We start from the raw sequence: 20,043 nt of genomic DNA on the forward strand, positions 1-20,043 counted from the left end.
CACGGCCTGGCTCGGCCAGCACCACCCACACCTGGTACGCCGCTACGAGCGGCTGTACGCCGAGGGCGCGTACGCCCCCAAGTGGTACCAGCGCCGGATTCCCGAGCCGGCCGACCAGGTCGATCCGCCCGTGACCGAACCGACCCAACTCTCGCTGATCTGAGAGGGCGTTGGCTCGGGGGGCGTCCATCTGTCGGTCGACACCGCGCTTCAGGTCGCGGGGGTCCTCGTTGATACGGGTGTACAGAAACGCCACTGTGCGGGCGGGGGCAAGGTGGCGGCCACATTTGCTGTGTTGCCCGGTCAGCTTTGGTGTTCCCGGGCGGTGTGGGCAACACCCGCAAGGACCCCGCGGCGTTCGCCAGCCTGCTCCACGACGTCGAGACGAAGATCTTCGACCGGCTCCCGGAGTGGCGAGCCCGCGGCTGGTGATCCGCTGAACCTCGCCGGGGCCGACCTGAAACGGGTCGGCCCCGCTTGCGTGTCGGAGCAGCACGGCAGGGCCTGGCCGAAGGTCTTCCGCTCTTCCGCATTCAACTCTCCTCTTCCGCCTTCAACACGTCCGGGTGAATCCCCCCGATAGGCGGCAACCGCACGTCTCCCTGACAAGTCACACATCTCGCATTCATCAGCGAGGACCTCAGGGGGACCCATGAACAATCAGCCGCCCTACCCGCCACAACAGCCCTACGGACAGCCCCCGTTCCAGCCGCAGCCTCCGAAGAAGCGCTCCGTCGGAAAGGTCGTCGGCCTCGGCTGCCTCGGCATCGTCGGCTTGTTCGTCGTCATCGTCATCGCCGCCGCCGTCATCGGGAGCGGTAGCAGCAACTCGAAGAGCACGGCGCCCACCGGCAAGAGCCCCGACAAGGCCGCCGCCGGCTCAAAGAAGGACGACACCAAGAACGACGACAAGAAGGACGCCACCGACGGCAAGGTCGTCTTCAAGGTGTGGGGTACCGCTCCCGCCGGTGCCCTCGGCGGTCTCGACATCGGCTACGGCTCCGACTCGGACACCCGCAAGGGCACGTTCAAGGACGGCAGGTTCGAGGCAACGCTGACCCTCGACAAGGACGCCATCTACTACAACGTGAACGCGCAGCTCCAGGGCTCCGGGGACATCAACTGCTCGGTCACCGTGGACGGGAAGACCAAGAAGGGCCACGCGTCCGGCGGCTACAACATCTGCGACGCGCAGCTGAGCAGTAACTTCACCGGGGGCTGGTCGTAGCCGGTGCTACGGGCGCGGGGCGGGGAACGGCGTGGCCATCCCCCGGGCGCCCGAACACGAACGGAACGACTACCTCTGGGGGAACCATGACCGACACCGGCGTGCCGCCGATGCCACCAATGCCGTCGATGCCACCGACCGAGCCCTCGCCACCGGCCAAGAAGCCGCGCACCAATCTCGTCATCATCGGCTCGGCCGTCGCCGTCATCGCCGCCGTCGTGGCCACGGGGGCCGTGGTCGTGCGGTCCGGCAACGACGACAGCAAGCCGACCGCCGCCACGTCGACCGCCCATGACGCGGACCCCGTCCCCACGGAGACGCCGGATCCGGAGCCGACGTACGCCGAGGTCGACGCCGACAGCTTCACGATCGGGCTGAAGACCACCAGTCGGCACTGCTTCGGGTCGGCGGGCTGCAACGTGACGGTCGAGCCAGACCTGAGCTTTCTGGGTGACAGCGAGGGCATCGACCCGGACGCCGTGTACGAGATCACCTACGAGATCCACGGCGACGAGTCCGGCCCGGTCATCGAGACGGCTGAACTGTCGGATCGGACGAACCTGAACTACACGCCGTCCGTGATCAGTACTGCCTCGGCAGGCACGGAGCTGTCCGTGGAGATCACGGACGTCTCGGTTCAGGGGAGTTGAGACGCCACAGGTGCGGGGCACACTCCCGGCGCGAACCACTCCGCGTGCGCTCCGCGCGGCCTCCGCGCACGCGCCCCGTGTGAATCCTTCGCACACGCCGGTGTCCCGCGCGCGCTCCCCGCACACATGGTTGCGCGGTCAACTGGAAGCAGCCCCGCTCAGGATGACGGCTCCTGCGCGGATGGGCCGCCGGTCCATCGATCCCCGCCCTCGACCGGCGGCCCCGGCGAACGCCGTGGAATCGGCACCGCACAGCGGCTGTTCACAAGAGCGCAACACTTGTTCCCACTATGCGGACAATCGGGGCTGTGACCTGGACAATCAGGACGTCCGACTGTCACTCTCCCGCCATGCACCTTGCCCCTCGCGCACTGCGCCGCGCGGTAGCCGCCGCAACCATAGCCCTGCTCGCCACCGCCGTCGGCTGCGCTCCGCAGCCGGAGGACAAGGCCTCCGACCAGGCCTCTGGGTCGACCGGGACCACCTGTGCCAAGGGCAAGTTGGCCACCCAGACCTCCGGCAAACTGACGATCGCCACGGACGAACCGGCGTACGAGCCGTGGTTCGAGGACGACAAGCCCGCCAACGGCAAGGGCTTCGAGTCGGCGGTGGCGTATGCCGTGGCGAAGCAGCTCGGCTACGACAAGAGCGCCGTCGTCTGGCAGAGCGTCCCCTTCAACAAGGCCTTCGCGCCCGGCGTGAAGACCTTCGACTTCGACATCAACCAGGTGTCGATCAGCGCCGAGCGCAAGAAGGCCGTCGACTTCTCGTCCGGCTACTACGACGTGCGTCAGGCCGTCATCGCGCTCAAGGGCAGCAAGGCCGCCAAGGCGACGACCATCGCGGGCCTCAAGGGCCTCAAGCTGGGCGCCCAGGTCGGCACCACGAGCCTGAACTACATCAGCGACGTGGTGAAGCCGACGCAGCAGGAGGCCGCGTTCTCCAAGAACGACCAGGCCGTCTCCGCGCTCAAGAACGGCCAGGTGGACGCGATCGTCGTCGACCTGCCGACCGCGTTCTACATCACCTCGGCCGAGGTGACCAACGCCAAGATCGTCGGCCAGTTCGAGAACCAGGGCGGCACGCCCGAGCAGTTCGGGCTCGTCCTCGACAAGGGCAGCGACCTCACGTCGTGCGTGACGTCGGCCGTTGACGCCCTCCGCAAGGACGGCACGCTGGCCGCGCTGGAGAAGCAGTGGCTGTCCGACGCCGTCGACGCCCCGGTCCTCAAGTGACCGTGGTGAAGGACGACTCCGGCCAGGAGGCCGCGGACGACAAGGGAGACATGCCCGGCGGGGGCGACACGTACGTCCCCTCGCAGCGACGACTGGACCGCGAGCGGCACAAACGCGCGCGTGCCCGTCGCGCGACCGCGATCGCCGCGGTGTCGACCCTGGTCACGGCCGTCGTCCTGTACGTGGTCGTGGTCAGCGCGCCTGGCTGGGAGCGCACCAAGGAGACCTTCTTCGACGGGCACTACGCGCGCGAGGCGTTCCCCAAGGTCCTCGAAGGACTGTGGCTCAACATCCGGCTGCTGCTGATATGCGGCGTCCTGGTGCTCGTGCTCGGCATGCTGATAGCCATCGCCCGCACCCTGCGCGGGCCGGTGTTCTTCCCCCTGCGGGTGCTGGCGGCGGCGTACACGGACTTCTTCCGCGGGCTGCCGCTCATCATCAACCTGATGATCGTGGTCTTCGGAGTGCCCGCGCTGCGCCTCCAGGGCGTGACCGTCGACCCCGTGTGGCTGGGCGGTGCGGCCCTGACGCTGACGTACTCGGCGTACGTCGCCGAGGTGTTCCGCGCGGGCATCGAGTCCATCCACCCCTCGCAGCGCGCCGCGGCCCGCTCCCTGGGCCTGACCAACCGGCAGGCGCTACGGCACGTGGTGCTCCCCCAGGCCGTACGCCGACAGGTGCCGCCCTTGTTGAACGATCTCGTGTCCCTGCAGAAGGACACCGGGCTCGTGTCGATCGGCGGCGCGATCGACGCCGTACGGGCCTCGGACATCATCGCGCAGCGCGCCCTGAACTACACGCCGTACATCGTCGCGGGGCTCGTCTTCGTGGCGCTGACCATCCCGATGACCCGCTTCACGGACTGGGTGACGGCCAGGATGGACCGGCAGCGCGCCCAGGGAGGCACGACATGAGCACCGACAACACTTCCCCCGTGCTGCGCATGGAGTCCGTCCGCAAGACCTTCGGTACGTCCGTCGTCCTGCGGGACGTCGACCTGGAGGTCCCTCCGCACACCGTGACGGCGCTGATCGGCGCCTCCGGCTCCGGCAAGTCCACGCTGCTGCGGTGCGCGAACCTCCTGGAGGACATCGACGACGGCGCGATCTGGCTGGACGGCGAGGAGATCACCGACCCGCGCGTCGACCCGGACGCGATACGCCGCCGTATCGGCGTGGTGTTCCAGGCGTACAACCTGTTCCCGCACATGACGGTCCTGGAGAACATCACCCTCGCCCCGCGCCGGGTGCACGGCGCGTCCCGCGCGGAGGCCGAGGCACACGCGCGTGAGCTGCTGGAGCGGCTCGGGCTCGGTGACAAGGCAGGCGCCTACCCGGACCGGCTGAGCGGCGGTCAGCAGCAGCGGGTCGCTATCGTGCGCGCCCTTGCCGTACGTCCCCGGCTGCTGCTCTTCGACGAGATCACCGCCGCGCTCGACCCCGAGCTGGTCGGTGAAGTGCTCGCCGTGGTGCGGGACTTGAAGGACGAGGGCATGACCATGGTGCTGGCCACGCACGAGATGGGCTTCGCCCGGGACGTCGCCGACCAGGTCTGCTTCCTGGACGGAGGGGTCGTCCTGGAGCGCGGCACCGCCCAGCAGATCTTCGGCGACCCGCAGCAGGAGCGCACGCAGCGCTTCCTGCGACGGATCGTGGAGGCGGGCCGCCTGTAAGGGGCGTAGGCCTGGAGGCCGGTGCTTACGCCTGACGCGGCGGCCCTACGCGTCGGCCTTCCCCGCCCCCACCAGCGCGGCGACTCGCTCGACACCGAACACGTACCCCTGCACCCCGCACCCCGCGATGACCCCGTCGGCGCGCAGCGAGACGTACGAGTGGTGCCGGAACGACTCGCGCTGGTGGATGTTGGAGATGTGGACCTCCAACACCGGTAGCCCGTCACAGGTGTTGAGGGCATCCAGGATCGCGACGGAGGTGTGCGAGTACGCCCCCGGGTTGATCACGATGCCGCAGTGGTTCAGCCGTGCCTCGTGGATCCAGTCGACCAGTTCGCCCTCGTGGTTGGACTGCCGGAAGTCCACCGTGCCGCCGTGCGCGGCCGCGGCCTTGACGCACAGGGCCTCGACGTCGGCGAGCGTGTCGGAGCCGTAGATCTCAGGCTGGCGCTGGCCCAGGAGGTTCAGGTTGGGGCCGTTGAGGATCATGATCGGGGCGTTGGCCAGGGTGCGGGGCACGGTTCCTCCGGTCCGTTCGGACATGTCGTTCGAGGCGGGACCGCCGGTCGACGGCCGCTGCTCGGACCCGGTCTATCACGACCCCTCCGCACCTCCGCACGCCCCCGTAACCGTTGTTCACTGTGGGTAGTTGACGCGGCATGCACGATGTACACACCGTAAGAACACCTTCCATGCTCCGGCTCGCAGCCGCCTCGCTCGCCGGAACCGCGATCGAGTTCTACGACTTCTTCGTCTACGGCACCGCGGCGGCCCTGGTCCTCGGTCCCCTGTTCTTCCCGACGTTCTCGCCGGTGGCGGGGACGCTGGCCGCCTTCGGGACGTTCGGTGTGGGCTTCGTGGCGCGACCGCTGGGTTCCGTGCTGTTCGGGCACTTCGGGGACCGGCGCGGGCGGCGCCCGGTGCTCGTCGCCTCGCTGCTGCTGACCGGTGCCTCGACGGTCGCGGTCGGCTGCGTGCCGTCGTACGGCTCGATCGGGGTGGCCGCTCCCGTGCTCCTTCTGGGCTTGCGTTTTCTGCAGGGGCTGGGGCTCGGCGGGGAGTGGGGCGGGGCGGTGCTGCTGACCGCCGAGCACGCGCCCGCCGGGCGGCGCGGGTTGTGGTCGAGCTTTCCGCAGGTGGGGCCGGCGGTGGGGTTCCTGCTGGCCAACGGTGTGATGCTGGCGCTGTCGGCGACCCTGACCGACGCGCAGTTCGCGCAGTGGGGCTGGCGGGTGCCGTTCTGGGTGGCCGGGGTGCTGGCCCTGGGCGGGCTGTGGCTGCGTTCGTCGCTCGCCGAGAGCCCGCGGTTCCTCGAGATCGACGACCACGCGCGCGTGCCCCTCGCCGAAGTCGTACGCGAGCACTGGCGACTGGTGCTGCTGACCGCCGGTGCACTGTCGGTCGGGTACGCCATCTTCTACGCGGTGACGACCTGGTCCCTCGCCTACGGCACGGAACGGCTCGGGGTCGGCCGTACCGTCATGCTGACCTGCATCATGGCCGCCGTGGTGGTGAAGGGCTCGCTCACCCCGCTGGTGGCGCTGCTGAGCGACCGCTACGGACGGCGGACGCTGTGCCTGCTGGGGTGCACGGCCGCCGCGCTGTGGATGTTCCCGATGGTCTCACTGCTCGCCACGGGCACGCCGCTGCTGATGTTCCTCGGATTCCTCGGGGCGCTGCTCGCGTTCGTGATGATGTTCGCCGTGCTCGGCGCGTATCTGCCCGAGCTGTACGAGCCGCGGGTGCGCTGCACGGGCGCCGCCGTGGGCTACAACCTCGGCGGGGTCCTCGGCGGCGCGCTCACCCCGATCGTGGCGACGGCAATCGCCGAGCACAGCGGCCGTGTCCCCTGGGGCGTGGGCGCCTATCTGACGGGGGTCGCACTCTTCAGCCTGGGCTGCTTCGCGCTGCTGCCGGAGACCCGCCCGGTGGAGGTGGTGGCCGCGGAGCCGGTCGCCGGGTGAGGGCTCGCGCGGCAGGGGACGTAAAGGCTTGCGCAAGCGTTTACGTCCCGTCCGGAAACGCCTCGCGCTACGGAACGCCTCGCGCTACGGATTGATCGCCAGCTCCAAGTACGCCGCGAACAGCACCAGATGGACTCCGCCCTGGAGCGGTGTCGCCCGTCCCGGCACCACCGTCAGTGAACTCACCACGATCGTCAGAGCGAGCAGCACCATGTGCGTGGAGCCAAGGCCGAGGACCAGCGGCCCGGAGAGCCAGATCGACGCCAGGGCGACGGCGGGGATGGTGAGGCCGATGCTGGCCATCGCCGAGCCGAGCGCGAGGTTGAGGCTGGTCTGCACCCGGTCGCGGCGGGCGGAGCGCAGGGCGGCGATGGTCTCGGGGAGCAGCACGAGCAGCGCGATGATCACGCCGACGACGGCGTGGTGCAGCCCGGCCGCCTCGACACCGGACTCGATGGTCGGCGACACGCCCTTGGCCAGCCCGACCACGCCGATCAGCGCGAGGCCCAGCAGGCCCAGGCTGATCAGGGCGGTGCGGGCGGACGGCGCGTCCGCGTGGTGGTCCTTGGTGATCACGTCGCCCTGTCGGGAGACCGGCAGGAAGTAGTCGCGGTGCCGCACGGTCTGCGTGGCCACGAAGAGGCCGTACAGGGCGAGTGAGGAGAGCGCGGCGAAGGTGAGTTGGGCGCCGGAGAACTCCGGGCCCGGCTTGCTGGTGGTGAAGGTCGGCAGGACCAGGCTGAGCGTGGCCAGGGTCGCCACCGTGGCGAGGGCGGCGCCGGTGCCCTCGGGGTTGAAGACCGCCGTGCCGTGCCGCAGCGAGGCGACGATGAGAACCAGGCCGACGATGCCGTTGCAGGTGATCATCACGGCGGCGAAGACGGTGTCTCTGGCGAGGGTCGAGCTCTTGTCGCCGCCGTCGGCCATCAGGGTGACGATCAGGGCGACTTCGATGATCGTGACGGCGACGGCGAGGACCAGGGAGCCGAAGGGTTCTCCGACCCGGTGGGCGATCACCTCGGCGTGGTGCACCGCGGCGAGCACGGCGCCGGCGAGGACGAGGGTCACCAGCGCGACGACCACGCCGGGCAGGTCCTTCCGCCCCCAGGTGAAGATCAGCAGGACGGCTGCGAGCACCGGTACGAAGGTCGTCCACCGGGTGGTGAGCGACCTGAGCCGAGTGATCATGAAGCGATCCTCGCAGAGGCGAACGGGCCCCGCACTCCGGCGCTGCGGGGCCCGTCCGGCGCTACTTGAACTCGGTCATGTCCAGTACGTCGCAGTCGGTGAACGACGGCGGCCTGGTACACAACGCGGCCATCTGCTCGGCCATTTTGCCGGTCTCGGGGTCCTGGCTGTTGCGCATGGCGTCCTCGTACGAGTCGAACTCGATCACGACGAGGACATGGCCGGGATTGTTCCGGTCCCGCAGGACGAGGCGGTGCGTCGGGCCGCCGGAACGACCCGCGAAGCGCTTGTCCGCTTCGTCGGCCACCGCCCGCATCTCGTCGAAGCGGTCGGTCTCGAAGTCGACGATCTGGACGAACTTCTGCGATGTGTCCACGGATGCCTCCACCCGGCCGTGGCGCTCCCTGGCCGGGCGCGCTCGGTATCCAACGAAGCACCGGGAGCGGTGGTCGGCAATTCATCGTGCGGTGCTCCCGGTGATCGTTGTTCCTACGTCCGGCGTGGTCAGGCGTCGATGCTGTCCTTCGGAGCGCCTTCGGTCCCCGCCTGCGCCGCCTCGGCCGCCGCCGTCTTCTTGTTGGCCATCAGGCTGGTGATCGTGGTGACGATCAGGACCCCGCAGATCACGCCGAGGGAGACCGGGATGGAGATCTCCGGGACATGGACCCCGGACTCGTGCAGGGCGTGCAGCACGAGCTTGACGCCGATGAAGCCGAGGATGACCGAGAGGCCGTAGCTGAGGTGGACCAGCTTCCTCAGCAGGCCGCCGATGAGGAAGTACAGCTGGCGCAGGCCCATCAGCGCGAACGCGTTGGCCGTGAACACGATGTACGGGTCCTGGGTGAGGCCGAAGATCGCGGGGATCGAGTCGAGGGCGAACAGCACGTCCGTCGTACCGATGGCGAGCATCACGACCAGCATCGGGGTCATGACCCGCTTGCCGTTCTCCTGGATCCACAGCTTGGTGCCGTGGTACCGGTCGGCCACGCCGAAGCGGCGCTCGGCGGCCTTGAGCAGCTTGTTCTCCTCGAACTCCTCGTCCTCCTCGTCGGCCCGGGCCTCCTGGATGAGCTTCCAGGCGGTCCAGATGAGGAAGGCGCCGAAGATGTAGAAGACCCACGCGAAGTTGGCCAGGACGGCCGCGCCGGCGGCGATGAAGATGGCCCGCAGGACCAGGGCTATGAGGACGCCGACGAGCAGCACCCGCTGTTGGTACTGCGAGGGCACGGCGAACTTCGCCATGATCAGGACGAAGACGAAGAGGTTGTCGACACTCAGGGACTTCTCGGTGATGAAGCCGGCGAAGAACTCACCGCCGGCCTGGCCACCCCCGAAGAGAAGCAGGCCGAGTCCGAAGAGTCCGGCCAGGGCGATCCAGACGACCGTCCAGATTCCGGCTTCCTTGATCGACACGTCATGCGGCTTGCGGCCGATGAAGAAGTCGACGGCGATGAGGGCGGCCAGCCCCACGATGGTCAGGACCCACAGGGTCACGGAAACATCCACTACTGCTCCTCCGGCGGTATTAACGGCAAATGGTCAGCGTCGTCGCTACCGGAGGTCTCTTCCACCTTGGACGGGCGCCCAGGGCCGACGCCCCGGGATCTGGCCTGATCCGTATTGACGGGTACGCCGCAGCAGATAGGGAGTACTCCCCTCCGTACGGAAGAGCCTACCTCAATCACCAAGGAAAGGTAAAGTAATTACCAAAGAAAGGATAAAGACGCAGGTGGGAGTGCTTTACCTGTACTTGGTGCGGGCCGTCGCAACCTCGGTCAGCACCTGCCGCAGCACCTGACTGCCGGGCGGTACGAGCGCGGGCTCGTACGTCCAGGCGTGTCCGACCCAGGGGTCGGCGAGGTGGTCGTCGGGCAGCGGGGTGAGTCGCATCAGCGAACGCCAGAGGGGGTCGAGCAACGGGCCGTAGCCCGCCGCGTCCTCGCGGTCCGCGACCATCATCAGGTGGACGCCGACGGACGGGCCCTCGTCGGCGAGATAGCGCAGCTGGGTCACGGCCCGGTCGTCGAAGCCGTGCGGGAAGTCGTTGACGATCAGCAGTTGCTCGGCCGTGTCGAGGCCGGGCGGCAGCGAGTCGGCGGCGCCGCCGCGCACGGCCATCTGCACCAGGTCCACCCGCTGGGTGAGCCGGGTCAGGACGTCCGTCACCCCCGCGGCACCCACGGCGGGCGGCGCCGCGAGCACGCCGGTGTGCACCAGCGGAACCAGCGCCTGCGCCGCCGAACCGGCCGGGTCGATGACGTGCACGGCGAACTCGCCCGCCGGATAGACGGCGAGCAGCCGGGCCGCGTGCGCCACGGCCGTGTCCAGCGCGAGGCGCCGCAGTTCGTGGGAGTCCGCGGACGAGCCGTCGAGGGACTCGTCACCGCTGTCGATCCACAGGCCGCGCTCCAACGGCAGCCGCACCAGCATCGGGATGCGCAGCTCGGGGCTCTCCGGGAGATGGAGATCGCCGAGGCGCAGGGCCATGGGGATCTCCATCGGGACGCGGTATCCGTGCCATACGGGGTTGTCCCAGCCCGCGAACGCCGGTGGCAGCGCGGGCTCGACCACCTCGGACTCGGCGGTCAGCTGAGCGAGGTCCCGGTCGAGTGCCGCCCGTGCCTGGTCGACGAGTTGGGCGTGCTTGGCCTGCGCCGCCTCGCGGGCCGCGTCCCCCTGGCCGCCGATCCGGCTGCGCGGGTCGGACAGGGCCTGGTCGAGCTCCTTCTCCATGCGCGAGTCCGCGAAGTCGACCGCGCTGCGATACGCGGCCATGGTGCGCGCCAGGTCCTCGAACATGCCCCACACCTGGTTGTAGAGCCGCTCCTCCATCGACCACCCGGTCGCGTCACCGGCAACGGGCTGCGCGGGCTGTCCGGGCGGAGCCGGGGGCACGGTCGGCGCGGGCGCCGGGGGCGCCCCGCTCTGCCGACGCGGGTGGCTGTAGTCGATCGGGACACCAGTGGTGGGGGCGGCGGGCTGGGTGGGGGCTGGTTCCGCGGGATATCCGGACGGCGGCGTTACGGCGCCTTGTGCACCGTACGGAGAGGTCGGCGGCTGCGGTGCTACGGCGCCGGGGGCGCCCTGTGTCGTGGAGCCGCTCGCGTCGGGGCCGAGGGCGGGGGTGGCCGTCTGGCGGGTGCGGTCGGCGTCCGGGGTGCGTGGCGGGGGTGCCGCCACGGAGCGGGCCAGGCCCTGGGCCACCGCTTCGTTGATGCTGCCAGCGAGGTGCGGGGCCTGAGGCAGGCCCTGGTCGGTGAGGAGTTCGGCCAGGCCGCCCGCGTAGCCCTGGCCCACGGCGCGCACTTTCCAGGCGCCCTGCCTGCGGTACAACTCCAGGGCCACGACGGCCGATTCGGCGTCCAGGCCGGTGATCGTGTAGCTGGCGACCTCGGTGCCGTCGAGGCCGGTGACCGCGACGAAGGGCGCGGCGACGGCGCCGAAGCGGGCGGGGCCGTCGCCGCCGAGGGGCAGGGAGAGCAGCACGCTGACGCGGTGCACGGCCTCCGGCATGGCGCCCAGGTCCACCGCGAGGCGGTGGTCGGCGGCCGCCTGCTTGGAGACCTCGAGGCCGGGCAGGGTGGGTGTGCCCGGGTGGGCCACCCACTCGACGCCGTGGATCCTGCCGTGCTCGTCACCGAGCGTGGCGGCGGCCACGACCGGCTTGCCGGCCGCGACCCGGATCTCCAGACGCACCTGGGAGAGCGGGTGGTTCTGCCCTCGCACCAGCTCGGCCGCCATCGCTCGTCCCCCTGCTCAGCCGTGTCGTGTCGTGTGCGCCGGGCCGCCCTAGAGGTGCGGCAGGATCGCCGGCATCAGGTCCTGGAAGGTGCGGCCGTTGGTCGGTGTGCCGAGGGCCGTCAGCGTCCAGCCCGAGCCGGAGCGGTGCACCTTCGCCATGATCTGGGCCGTGTACTGGCCGCCGCCCGCGAGTGTGTAGCGGGCCAGCTCCTGGCCGTTGGTCTCGTCGACCAGGCGGCAGAACGCGTTCTGCACTTCCTGGAAGGTCTGGCCCGTGAAGGAGTTCACGGTGAAGACGATCTGGTCGATGTGGACCGGGACGCGCGCGAGGTCGACGAGGATGGCCTCGTCGTCCCCGCCCTGGCCGACACCGCCGACGAGATTGTCGCCGGTGTGGCGCACGGAGCCGTCGTCGCTCACCAGGTGGCGGAAGAACACCACGTCGACCGGCTGCTTGTCCGCGAAGAGCACGGCGGACGCGTCGAGGTCGATCTCCCGGGTGCGCGAGCCGAACAGGCCGCGCCGGGGAGCCGCCTGCCAACCGAGACCCATGCGCACCGCGGTCAGGCCGGTCCCGTCGTTCTTCTGCAGACTGATGGCCTGACCCTTGGTCATGTTGACGGTCACGGCTGTTCCCCTCTCGAACTGTCCCCTGTTGCCGCGGAATCCGCGGATGTCCAGAACCCTACGCAGCGGCACTGACAGTGCCGAACCCCGGTTCCTTCTTTGTGTCGGTCTTGCAACACAGAGCGCATACCCCGAGGTCCGGCGGTCCACCCGGGCGATCAGGCCAGACCGCCCTCCTTCATCTGCCGCAGCTCCTTCTTCATCTCGTGGACCTCGTCGCGCAGCCGGGCGGCGACCTCGAACTGCAGGTCCGCGGCGGCGGCACGCATGCGTGCCGTCATCTCCTCGATCTGCTCGGCGAGTTCGGCCGCGGGACGGTCGGTCGGCACCCCGTCCTTGGCCTTCCCCTTGGCCGACTTGGACGCCTTCGCGGCCTTGCCTCCGAGTGAGGGCACGGGGGCCTTGGCGCCCTTGCCGTCCTTGGCCTTGCGGTAGCCCGAGCCGAGCAGCTGCTCCGTGTCGACGTCCTCGCGGGCGATCTGCGCGACGATGTCGTTGATCTTCTTGCGGAGCGGCTGGGGGTCGATGCCGCGCTCCGTGTTGTACGCGACCTGCTTCTCCCTACGGCGGTTGGTCTCCTCGATGGCCTTCTCCATCGCCGGGGTGATCCGGTCGGCGTACATGTGGACCTGACCGGAGACGTTCCGCGCCGCGCGGCCGATGGTCTGGATCAGGGACGTGCCGGAGCGCAGGAAGCCCTCCTTGTCGGCGTCCAGGATGGCGACCAAGGACACCTCGGGCAGGTCGAGGCCCTCGCGGAGGAGGTTGATGCCGACCAGGACGTCGAACTCGCCGGAGCGCAGCTCGCGCAGCAGCTCGATGCGGCGCAGGGTGTCGACGTCGCTGTGCAAGTAGCGGACCTGGATGCCGAGTTCGAGGAAGTAGTCGGTGAGGTCCTCGGCCATCTTCTTGGTGAGGGTGGTGACCAGGACCCGCTCGTCCTTCTCGGTGCGCTTGCGGATCTCGTGCACCAGGTCGTCGATCTGGCCCTCGGTGGGCTTGACGACGACCTCGGGGTCGATGAGGCCGGTGGGGCGGATGATCTGCTCGACGGCGCCGTCCGCGCGCGAGAGTTCGTACTTGCCGGGAGTCGCCGACAGGTAGACCGTCTGTCCGATGCGCTTCTGGAACTCCTCCCACTTCAGGGGGCGGTTGTCCAGGGCGGAGGGCAGCCGGAAGCCGTGGTCGACGAGGGTGCGCTTGCGGGAGGCGTCGCCCTCGTACATGGCGCCGATCTGCGGGACCGTGTTGTGCGACTCGTCGATGACGAGCAGGAAGTCTTCGGGGAAGTAGTCGATCAGGGTGTTCGGCGCGGAGCCGGGCTCGCGGCCGTCGAAGTGCATCGAGTAGTTCTCGACGCCGGAGCAGGAGCCGATCTGGCGGAGCATCTCCAGGTCGTACGTGGTGCGCATCCTCAGGCGCTGGGCCTCCAGGAGCTTGCCCTGCTTCTCCATCTCGGCCAGCCGCTCGCCGAGTTCCTTCTCGATGTCGTTGACGGCCCGCTCCATGCGCTCGGGGCCCGCGATGTAGTGGGAGGCCGGGAAGACGTACAGGTGCTCGTCCTCGCTGATGATCTCGCCGGTGAGGGGGTGGAGGGTGGAGAGGGCCTCGATCTCGTCGCCGAACATCTCGATGCGGACGGCCAGTTCCTCGTAGACCGGGAAGATCTCGATGGTGTCGCCGCGGACGCGGAAGGTGCCTCGGGAGAATGCCACGTCGTTGCGCGTGTACTGGATGTCCACGAAGCGGCGCAGCAGCTGGTCGCGGTCGATCTCGTCGCCGACCTTGAGGGGGACCATGCGGTCCACGTACTCCTGCGGAGTACCGAGGCCGTAGATGCAGGACACCGAGGCGACGACGATGACGTCGCGGCGGGTGAGCAGCGAGTTGGTCGCGGAGTGGCGCAGGCGCTCGACCTCCTCGTTGACCGAGGAGTCCTTCTCGATGTAGGTGTCCGACTGCGGGACGTAGGCCTCGGGCTGGTAGTAGTCGTAGTACGAGACGAAGTACTCGACGGCGTTGTTCGGCAGGAGCTCGCGGAACTCGTTGGCCAGCTGGGCGGCCAGGGTCTTGTTCGGCGCCATCACGAGGGTGGGGCGCTGGAGCTTCTCGATCATCCACGCGGTGGTGGCGGACTTGCCGGTGCCGGTCGCGCCCAGGAGGACGACGTCCTTCTCACCTGCCTCGACGCGCCGGGCCAGCTCGGCGATGGCCGCCGGCTGGTCGCCGCTGGGCTGGTAGGAGCTGACGACCTCGAAGGGCGCCACCGTGCGTTCGATGTGGGAAACGGGCCGCATGGAACCAACCGTACGACCCGCCACTGACAACGGGGTCGGATCAGCGGTTCTGCGGGGTGCGGGAGCGGCGGTGTCCGAGCTCACGGTCCGCGCGGGCCGAGGGGCGCCGGGGGTGCGGGACGAGCGCGCCGGCCGGGACGCCGGGCTTGTGCTCGACGGGGGGCCGGTCGGGCTTGCCCATGACCATCAGCGGGTCGAACACCACGACGACACCGGCCAGGCAGAGGAAGGCGAGGGGGCCGATCATCATCGGCGCGAGCAGGGACGCGGCCGAAACGCCGTCGGTGGTCGCGGCCGTGCCGTGGACGTGGACGCTGAGGGCGGCCATGCCGGTGTAGTGCATGCCGGTGACGGCGAGCCCCATGACGAGGCTCGCGCCCACGCTCCACAGGATCCCGCGGACCTGTCCGGCCGCCCAGAGGGCGCTGATCGCGGCCACGACCGCTATGACGACGGACGCGGAGACGGTGAACGTGTTGTATTCGAGCTTTCCGTTGAGGCGCATGCTCGCCATGCCCAGGTAGTGCATCGAGGCGATGCCCAGGCCGGTGAGGGTGCCGCCCGTGAACAGCGCCGTCCCCTTGGCTCCCCTGTAGCCGACGATGAAGATCCCGACACCCACCATGACGATGGCGACGGCGAGGCTCGCGAAGGTCATCGGTTTGTCGTAGTGGACGGGTGTCTGGCGGACCGAGAAACCCATCATCGCGATGAAGTGCATCGTCCATATGCCGGAACCGATCGCCGCCGATCCGAGGGCGAGCCACCCCGGGCGCCAGGACTGGGCGACGAGCATCGATCTGGTGGTGCAGCGCAGGCCGAGGGCGCCCCCGAGGCACGCCATGAGATAGGCCACCAGCGGTGTGACGAGTCCGTAGCTGAATCCGTCGACCGTGCCCTGCATGCGCAGTTACCCTTCCGCCCTGTTCCGTTCCGGAATTCCTGAAACGCGCCGCCCAGCCCCGGGACCGCGGGAACGGTCAGGGTCGACGCAGAGAGTATGACCCCCACCGGAATGGTCGAACGATTTTCCGGCAAAGAAACACGACCCTGCCCCAGTTGTGCGGCACCGGTGAGCGGACTTGGGCAACTCCATTCATTCTGTGTCCATCCTGTACCCCACGGGTAGTGACGTTCCGCTGTCACTCTTGAGCTGTATGTGATCGCTCGATGCGAGGAGTACGCATGCACCTGCGCGCCGTTGCCGCCTCGACCACCGCGCTCCTGGGGGCCGCCGCCCTTCTGCTCCCCTCCCCCGACGCCCGGGCGGGCGATGTCGCCCAGCGGCCCACGGTCGTCGCCCACCGGGGTGCGTCCGCCTACGCCCCCGAGAACACCCTGGCCTCCATCGACAAGGCGGCCCGGCTCGGCTTCCAGTGGGTCGAGAACGACGTCCAGCGCACCAAGGACGGCGAACTCGTCGTCATCCACGACGACAGCCTGAAGCGCACCACCGACGTCGCGAAGGTGTTCCCCGACCGGGCCCCCTGGAAGGTGAAGGACTTCACCGCCGCCGAGATCGCCCGCCTCGACGCGGGGAGCTGGTTCGGCGCCGCGTACACCGGCACGCGCGTGCCGACGCTCACGCAGTACATGCGCGAGGTGGAACACAACCACCAGAGCCTGCTCCTGGAGATCAAGAATCCGGAGCTGTATCCCGGCATCGAGCAGCAGACCCTCAAGCTCCTGGGCAACGAAGGGTGGCTGGACGAGGGGCACCTCGACGACCGGCTGATCGTGCAGAGCTTCAGCGCGGACAGCATCCGGATCGTGCACGACCTCAAGCCCGGCATCAGGACCGGCTTCCTCGGTACTCCCCCCGTGTCGGCCCTGCACGAGTACGCCGCCTTCGCCGACCTGATCAACCCGTCGTACGGCTCGATCTCGACCAGTTACGTCTCCGCGGTGCACGGGTTCACCGGCCCGCACGGCGGTCCGATGGAGGTGTACGCCTGGACCGTCGACGACGCGCCCACGGCCTGGACGGTCGCCGGCTACGGCGTCGACGGCCTCATCACCAACAAACCGGACGTGGTGCGCTCCGCGCTGAACGAGTTCTGAGGCCGCTCGCGGGGCGTTGTCAGTGCCGGGTCGTACGGTGGGCGGCATGGACAGCCACGGGCAGAACGAGCAGCAGGTGGTGTGGACCGTCGTCGGCACCGACATCGGTCCACTGCTGCTGGCCGCGACACAGGACGGCCTGGTCAACGTCGTGTTCCACGCCACGGACGCGGTGCGCGACAGGACACTGGACCGGCTGGCGTCCCGGCTGGGCACCGAGCCGGTCGAGGCGCCCGACTCCCCTCTGCTGGCCGAGGCGATAGGCCAGTTCGAGGCCTACTTCGCCGGTACCCGGCGCGACTTCGACCTCCCGCTCGACTGGTCCCTGATCTCCGGCTTCAACCGGCAGGTGCTGCGCGAGCTGGCGTCCGGTGTGCCGTACGGCTCGGTCGTCGGGTACGGCGATCTGGCCGGGCGCGTCGGTCAGCCGCGCGCGGCCCAGGCGGTGGGCGTCGCGATGGGGTCCAATCCGCTGCCGGTCGTCGTGCCGTGCCACCGGGTCGTCGAGAGCGACGGCGGCATCGGCGGGTTCGGGGGCGGCCTGGAGACGAAGAGGAAGCTGCTGGCTCTGGAGGGGGTGCTGCCCGAGCCGTTGTTCTGAGCTCGGGCAGGGGACTACGGGGGGAGAGACCGTGCTGGAGAAGACCGGTTTCACGTACGCGTGCGGTCGCGGCGGTGTCGGGTGCGCGCCGTGACCGCAGTGGAGGGGCGAGCCGTCGAGGCCGACCGGTTGCCCGCGCTGCGGCGCCGGGTGTCCGGTGTGCTGATCGCGACGCAGATCCTGGGCGGGCTCGGGGTCGCCACCGGGATCGCGCTGGCCGCCGTACTGGCCAAGCAGATCAGTGGGGCCGAGTCGCTGTCCGGGCTGGCACCCACGGCGACAGTGACGGGCACGGCGGTGCTGTCGATGCCGTTCGCGGCGCTGATGACGGCGCGCGGCCGGCGTCCCGGACTGGTCCTCGGCTATCTGGTCGGGGCGCTGGGAGCCGGTGTCGTGGTGCTCGCGGCGAGCATCGGGAGCTTTCCGCTGCTGCTGTGCGGCATGGCCGGGTTCGGGGCGGCCTCCTCGGCGAATCTGCAGTCCCGGTTCGCCGCCGCCGATCTCGCCGAGCCGGAGCAGCGGGCCCGGGCCATCTCCCATGTCGTGTGGGCGACGACGATAGGGGCGGTCCTGGGACCCAACATCGCCGCGCCGGCGGGGCGTAGCGTCTCGGGGCTCGGGATACCCGCGGCGGCCGGCCCCTTTCTGTGGGCGGGCGGGATCTTCCTGGTCGCCGCGGTCGTGGTCGGCGTACTGCTGCGGCCCGATCCACTGTTGACGGCTCGGGCTCTCGCGCCGGTCGAGGAGCGGTCGCCGGCCGCGCGGTCGCTGCGGGCGGGGTTCGCCGCGGTGGCCGCCTCGCCGCGGGCTCGGCTCGCGCTGGTGACGGTGGCCGTGGTGCACACGGCGATGGTGTCGGTGATGGCGATGACGCCGGTCGAGCTGGGTCACCATGGGGCCAGTATCGATCTGGTCGGGCTGGTGATCAGCGGGCACATCGCGGGGATGTACGCGTTCTCGCCACTGATGGGGAGGCTGTCCGACCGGGTCGGGCGGCTGTCCGGGATAGGCCTCGCGGTGGGGCTGCTGGCCTGCGCCGCGTTCCTCGCCGGTACGGCGGGCGGGAGTCACGGTCGGATCGCCCTGGGGCTGTTCGTGCTGGGCCTGGGCTGGTCTGCGGGGCTCGTCTCCGGCTCGGCGCTGCTCACGGACTCGGTGCCGCAGCCTGCGCGGGCCGCCGCGCAGGGTCTGTCGGACCTCACCATGAACACCTCGGCGGGGATCGGCGGGGCGGTGGCCGGACTGGTTGTCGCGCGGGCGAGCTACGGCTGGCTGAACCTCGCCGCCGCCTGTCTGCTGATACCCCTGGCCGCGCTGGCGTTGGTCACCCGCTCCCGGAAAAGCCCGGTTTCCGATGCTCCGCGAAGGGTGGCCGGGAGGCCGAGCCGGTAGCAGACTCCGCCATGCGCGCGCACAGCCACTGGCATCCGGGGGATCGGAGCCGAAGGGACGGCGATCACGCATGAGTGGAAGCGGAAACAGGGCAGTCGCGTATCTCAAGCCGGGAGCGGTGGAAGTCAGGACCATCGAGTACCCGACGCTTGAACTGCAGGACGGGCCGGGAGTCGCACCCGCCAACGTCGGCCGCAAGGTCCGGCACGGGGTGATCCTGAAGGTGCTCGCCAGCAACATCTGCGGCAGTGACCAGCACATGGTGCGCGGTCGGACGACCGCGCCCGAGGGGCTGGTCCTCGGACACGAGATCACCGGAGAGGTCGTCGAACGGGGTCCGGACGTCGAGTTCATCGACGTGGGCGACATCGTCTCCGTACCGTTCAACATCGCCTGCGGGCGGTGCCGCAACTGCAAGGAACGCAAGACCGGCATCTGCCTGAACGTCAACCCGGCCCGTCCGGGGGCGGCCTACGGCTATGTCGACATGGGCGGCTGGGTCGGCGGTCAGGCCGAGTACGCCCTGGTCCCGTACGCGGACTTCAACCTGCTGAAGTTCCCCGACCGGGACGAGGCGCGCGAGAAGCTGCTCGATCTGACCATGCTGTCGGACATCTTCCCGACCGGTTTCCACGGCGCGGTCACCGCGGGCGCCGGGGTCGGGTCCACGGTGTACGTCGCCGGGGCGGGTCCGGTCGGTCTGGCGGCGGCCGCGTCGGCGCAGCTGCTGGGCGCTGCGGTCGTCATCGTCGGTGACCTCAACGCCGAACGCCTGGGCCAGGCAAGGAGTTTCGGCTGCGAGACCGTCGACGTCTCGCGCGGCGACATCGGGGAGCAGATCGCCGAGATCGTCGGCGAGCCCGAGGTGGACGCGGCGGTCGACGCGGTCGGCTTCGAGGCACGGGCGCACGGCCCGAACGCCCCGGAGGCACCGGCGACCGTCCTCAACTCGCTGATGGGCGTCACGCGCGCGGGCGGTGCCCTGGGCATCCCCGGGCTGTATGTCACCGCTGACCCCGGTGGGGTCGACGAGGACGCGAAGAGCGGCACCCTGAAGGTGCGGCTCGGGCTCGGCTGGGCCAAGAGCCACCGGTTCACGACCGGTCAGTGCCCGGTGATGACGTACCACCGGAGCCTGATGATGGCGATCCTGCACGGACGCGTGCACATCGCCAAGGCGGTCAACGCGACCCCGATCTCGCTGGAGGAGGCACCGCGCGGCTACGCCGAGTTCGACCAGGGCGCCAGCCGCAAGTACGTGCTCGATCCGCACGGGACGCTGGCGGGCGTGAGCCCGGTCTGACGCACGGAAAGTGGGGGCCACGCACGCGTGGCCCCCTTTTTCCACGTCGGGTGCTGGTGGTGTCCCCCACATTCCGCGAGGGTT

General features: G+C 69.7%; 18 protein-coding genes and 2 pseudogenes. 12 read left to right on the top strand and 8 right to left on the bottom strand.

Features of this window, described 5'->3' with window-relative positions:
- The 7 genes and pseudogenes from OO70_RS53870 to OO70_RS23540 form a co-directional block, all read left to right on the top strand.
- Positions 1-163 (top strand): annotated as a pseudogene (locus OO70_RS53870) (Rv2578c family radical SAM protein); the annotation flags it as partial.
- Between the two features lie 149 nt (positions 164-312).
- Positions 313-432 (top strand): annotated as a pseudogene (locus OO70_RS53875) (MBL fold metallo-hydrolase); the annotation flags it as partial.
- 220 nt (positions 433-652) lie between these two features.
- Positions 653-1,228, top strand: a complete 576-nt coding sequence (locus OO70_RS52630) for a hypothetical protein (protein ID WP_078651533.1) — start codon at positions 653-655, stop codon at positions 1,226-1,228.
- Between the two features lie 86 nt (positions 1,229-1,314).
- On the top strand, positions 1,315-1,878 hold the full coding sequence (locus OO70_RS23525) for a hypothetical protein (protein ID WP_043674964.1): 564 nt from the start codon (positions 1,315-1,317) through the stop codon (positions 1,876-1,878).
- Between the two features lie 350 nt (positions 1,879-2,228).
- Positions 2,229-3,113 (top strand): ABC transporter substrate-binding protein, encoded by an 885-nt coding sequence (locus tag OO70_RS23530; RefSeq protein WP_043674967.1) that lies wholly within the window; start codon positions 2,229-2,231, stop codon positions 3,111-3,113.
- Positions 3,110-4,027: an amino acid ABC transporter permease gene (locus OO70_RS23535; RefSeq protein WP_043674969.1), complete on the top strand. Its 918-nt coding sequence runs from the start codon at positions 3,110-3,112 to the stop codon at positions 4,025-4,027. Before OO70_RS23530 ends, OO70_RS23535 begins: the two co-directional genes overlap by 4 nt.
- On the top strand, positions 4,024-4,785 hold the full coding sequence (locus tag OO70_RS23540) for an amino acid ABC transporter ATP-binding protein (protein WP_043674972.1): 762 nt from the start codon (positions 4,024-4,026) through the stop codon (positions 4,783-4,785). Before OO70_RS23535 ends, OO70_RS23540 begins: the two co-directional genes overlap by 4 nt.
- Positions 4,786-4,830: 45 nt before the next feature.
- Here the strand turns inward: OO70_RS23540 and aroQ are convergent, their stop codons facing one another.
- Positions 4,831-5,304, bottom strand: coding sequence for a type II 3-dehydroquinate dehydratase (gene aroQ / locus OO70_RS23545; protein WP_043675555.1), 474 nt, complete (start codon positions 5,302-5,304; stop codon positions 4,831-4,833).
- Between the two features lie 173 nt (positions 5,305-5,477).
- On the opposite strand from aroQ, the gene OO70_RS23550 reads away from it, so the two are divergent.
- Positions 5,478-6,749 carry an MFS transporter gene (locus OO70_RS23550; RefSeq protein WP_043674975.1) on the top strand — a complete coding sequence of 424 codons (1,272 nt, stop codon included), beginning with the start codon at positions 5,478-5,480 and terminating at the stop codon, positions 6,747-6,749.
- Between the two features lie 84 nt (positions 6,750-6,833).
- On the opposite strand, the gene OO70_RS23555 is transcribed toward OO70_RS23550, so the two are convergent.
- From OO70_RS23555 to OO70_RS23585, 7 genes are all read right to left on the bottom strand, one after another.
- Positions 6,834-7,937, bottom strand: coding sequence for a calcium:proton antiporter (locus tag OO70_RS23555; RefSeq protein WP_043674978.1), 1,104 nt, complete (start codon positions 7,935-7,937; stop codon positions 6,834-6,836).
- A gap of 61 nt (positions 7,938-7,998) precedes the next feature.
- Complete coding sequence (locus tag OO70_RS23560) at positions 7,999-8,313, bottom strand: DUF1330 domain-containing protein (protein ID WP_043675558.1); 315 nt, start codon at positions 8,311-8,313, stop codon at positions 7,999-8,001.
- A gap of 128 nt (positions 8,314-8,441) precedes the next feature.
- Positions 8,442-9,443 (bottom strand): TerC family protein, encoded by a 1,002-nt coding sequence (locus tag OO70_RS23565; RefSeq protein WP_106971748.1) that lies wholly within the window; start codon positions 9,441-9,443, stop codon positions 8,442-8,444.
- 234 nt (positions 9,444-9,677) lie between these two features.
- Entirely contained in the window at positions 9,678-11,678 is a 2,001-nt protein-coding gene (locus OO70_RS23570) for a TerD family protein (RefSeq protein WP_043674980.1), read from the bottom strand.
- Positions 11,679-11,726: 48 nt separating this feature from the next.
- A complete protein-coding gene (locus OO70_RS23575; RefSeq protein WP_019060481.1) occupies positions 11,727-12,305 on the bottom strand; it encodes a TerD family protein in 579 nt (192 codons plus the stop codon).
- Between the two features lie 158 nt (positions 12,306-12,463).
- Complete coding sequence (gene uvrB / locus OO70_RS23580; protein WP_043674983.1) at positions 12,464-14,602, bottom strand: excinuclease ABC subunit UvrB; 2,139 nt, start codon at positions 14,600-14,602, stop codon at positions 12,464-12,466.
- Between the two features lie 40 nt (positions 14,603-14,642).
- A complete protein-coding gene (locus tag OO70_RS23585; RefSeq protein ID WP_043674986.1) occupies positions 14,643-15,506 on the bottom strand; it encodes an MHYT domain-containing protein in 864 nt (287 codons plus the stop codon).
- A gap of 281 nt (positions 15,507-15,787) precedes the next feature.
- On the opposite strand from OO70_RS23585, the gene OO70_RS23590 reads away from it, so the two are divergent.
- The 4 genes from OO70_RS23590 (at position 15,788) to fdhA (ending at position 19,959) form a co-directional block, all read left to right on the top strand.
- Positions 15,788-16,663, top strand: coding sequence for a glycerophosphodiester phosphodiesterase (locus OO70_RS23590; RefSeq protein ID WP_043674988.1), 876 nt, complete (start codon positions 15,788-15,790; stop codon positions 16,661-16,663).
- Positions 16,664-16,709: 46 nt separating this feature from the next.
- A complete protein-coding gene (locus OO70_RS23595; RefSeq protein ID WP_043674991.1) occupies positions 16,710-17,264 on the top strand; it encodes a methylated-DNA--[protein]-cysteine S-methyltransferase in 555 nt (184 codons plus the stop codon).
- A gap of 90 nt (positions 17,265-17,354) precedes the next feature.
- Positions 17,355-18,656 carry an MFS transporter gene (locus OO70_RS23600; protein WP_043674994.1) on the top strand — a complete coding sequence of 434 codons (1,302 nt, stop codon included), beginning with the start codon at positions 17,355-17,357 and terminating at the stop codon, positions 18,654-18,656.
- Positions 18,657-18,726: 70 nt separating this feature from the next.
- Complete coding sequence (gene fdhA, locus OO70_RS23605) at positions 18,727-19,959, top strand: formaldehyde dehydrogenase, glutathione-independent (protein ID WP_043674997.1); 1,233 nt, start codon at positions 18,727-18,729, stop codon at positions 19,957-19,959.
- The last annotated feature ends 84 nt before the right edge of the window (positions 19,960-20,043 follow it).

Origin of the sequence: Streptomyces xylophagus, assembly GCF_000716435.1 — a bacterium.
In the GTDB taxonomy this organism is placed as follows: domain Bacteria; phylum Actinomycetota; class Actinomycetes; order Streptomycetales; family Streptomycetaceae; genus Streptomyces; species Streptomyces xylophagus.

Coding starts and splice junctions, on each gene's coding strand:
- OO70_RS52630 (WP_078651533.1), top strand. CDS start 653: ATGAACAATCAGCCGCCCTACCCGCCACAACAGCCCTACGGACAGCCC.
- OO70_RS23525 (WP_043674964.1), top strand. CDS start 1,315: ATGACCGACACCGGCGTGCCGCCGATGCCACCAATGCCGTCGATGCCA.
- OO70_RS23530 (WP_043674967.1), top strand. CDS start 2,229: ATGCACCTTGCCCCTCGCGCACTGCGCCGCGCGGTAGCCGCCGCAACC.
- OO70_RS23540 (WP_043674972.1), top strand. CDS start 4,024: ATGAGCACCGACAACACTTCCCCCGTGCTGCGCATGGAGTCCGTCCGC.
- OO70_RS23550 (WP_043674975.1), top strand. CDS start 5,478: ATGCTCCGGCTCGCAGCCGCCTCGCTCGCCGGAACCGCGATCGAGTTC.
- OO70_RS23555 (WP_043674978.1), bottom strand. CDS start 7,937: ATGATCACTCGGCTCAGGTCGCTCACCACCCGGTGGACGACCTTCGTA.
- OO70_RS23570 (WP_043674980.1), bottom strand. CDS start 11,678: ATGGCGGCCGAGCTGGTGCGAGGGCAGAACCACCCGCTCTCCCAGGTG.
- uvrB (WP_043674983.1), bottom strand. CDS start 14,602: ATGCGGCCCGTTTCCCACATCGAACGCACGGTGGCGCCCTTCGAGGTC.
- OO70_RS23585 (WP_043674986.1), bottom strand. CDS start 15,506: ATGCAGGGCACGGTCGACGGATTCAGCTACGGACTCGTCACACCGCTG.
- OO70_RS23590 (WP_043674988.1), top strand. CDS start 15,788: ATGCACCTGCGCGCCGTTGCCGCCTCGACCACCGCGCTCCTGGGGGCC.
- OO70_RS23595 (WP_043674991.1), top strand. CDS start 16,710: ATGGACAGCCACGGGCAGAACGAGCAGCAGGTGGTGTGGACCGTCGTC.
- fdhA (WP_043674997.1), top strand. CDS start 18,727: ATGAGTGGAAGCGGAAACAGGGCAGTCGCGTATCTCAAGCCGGGAGCG.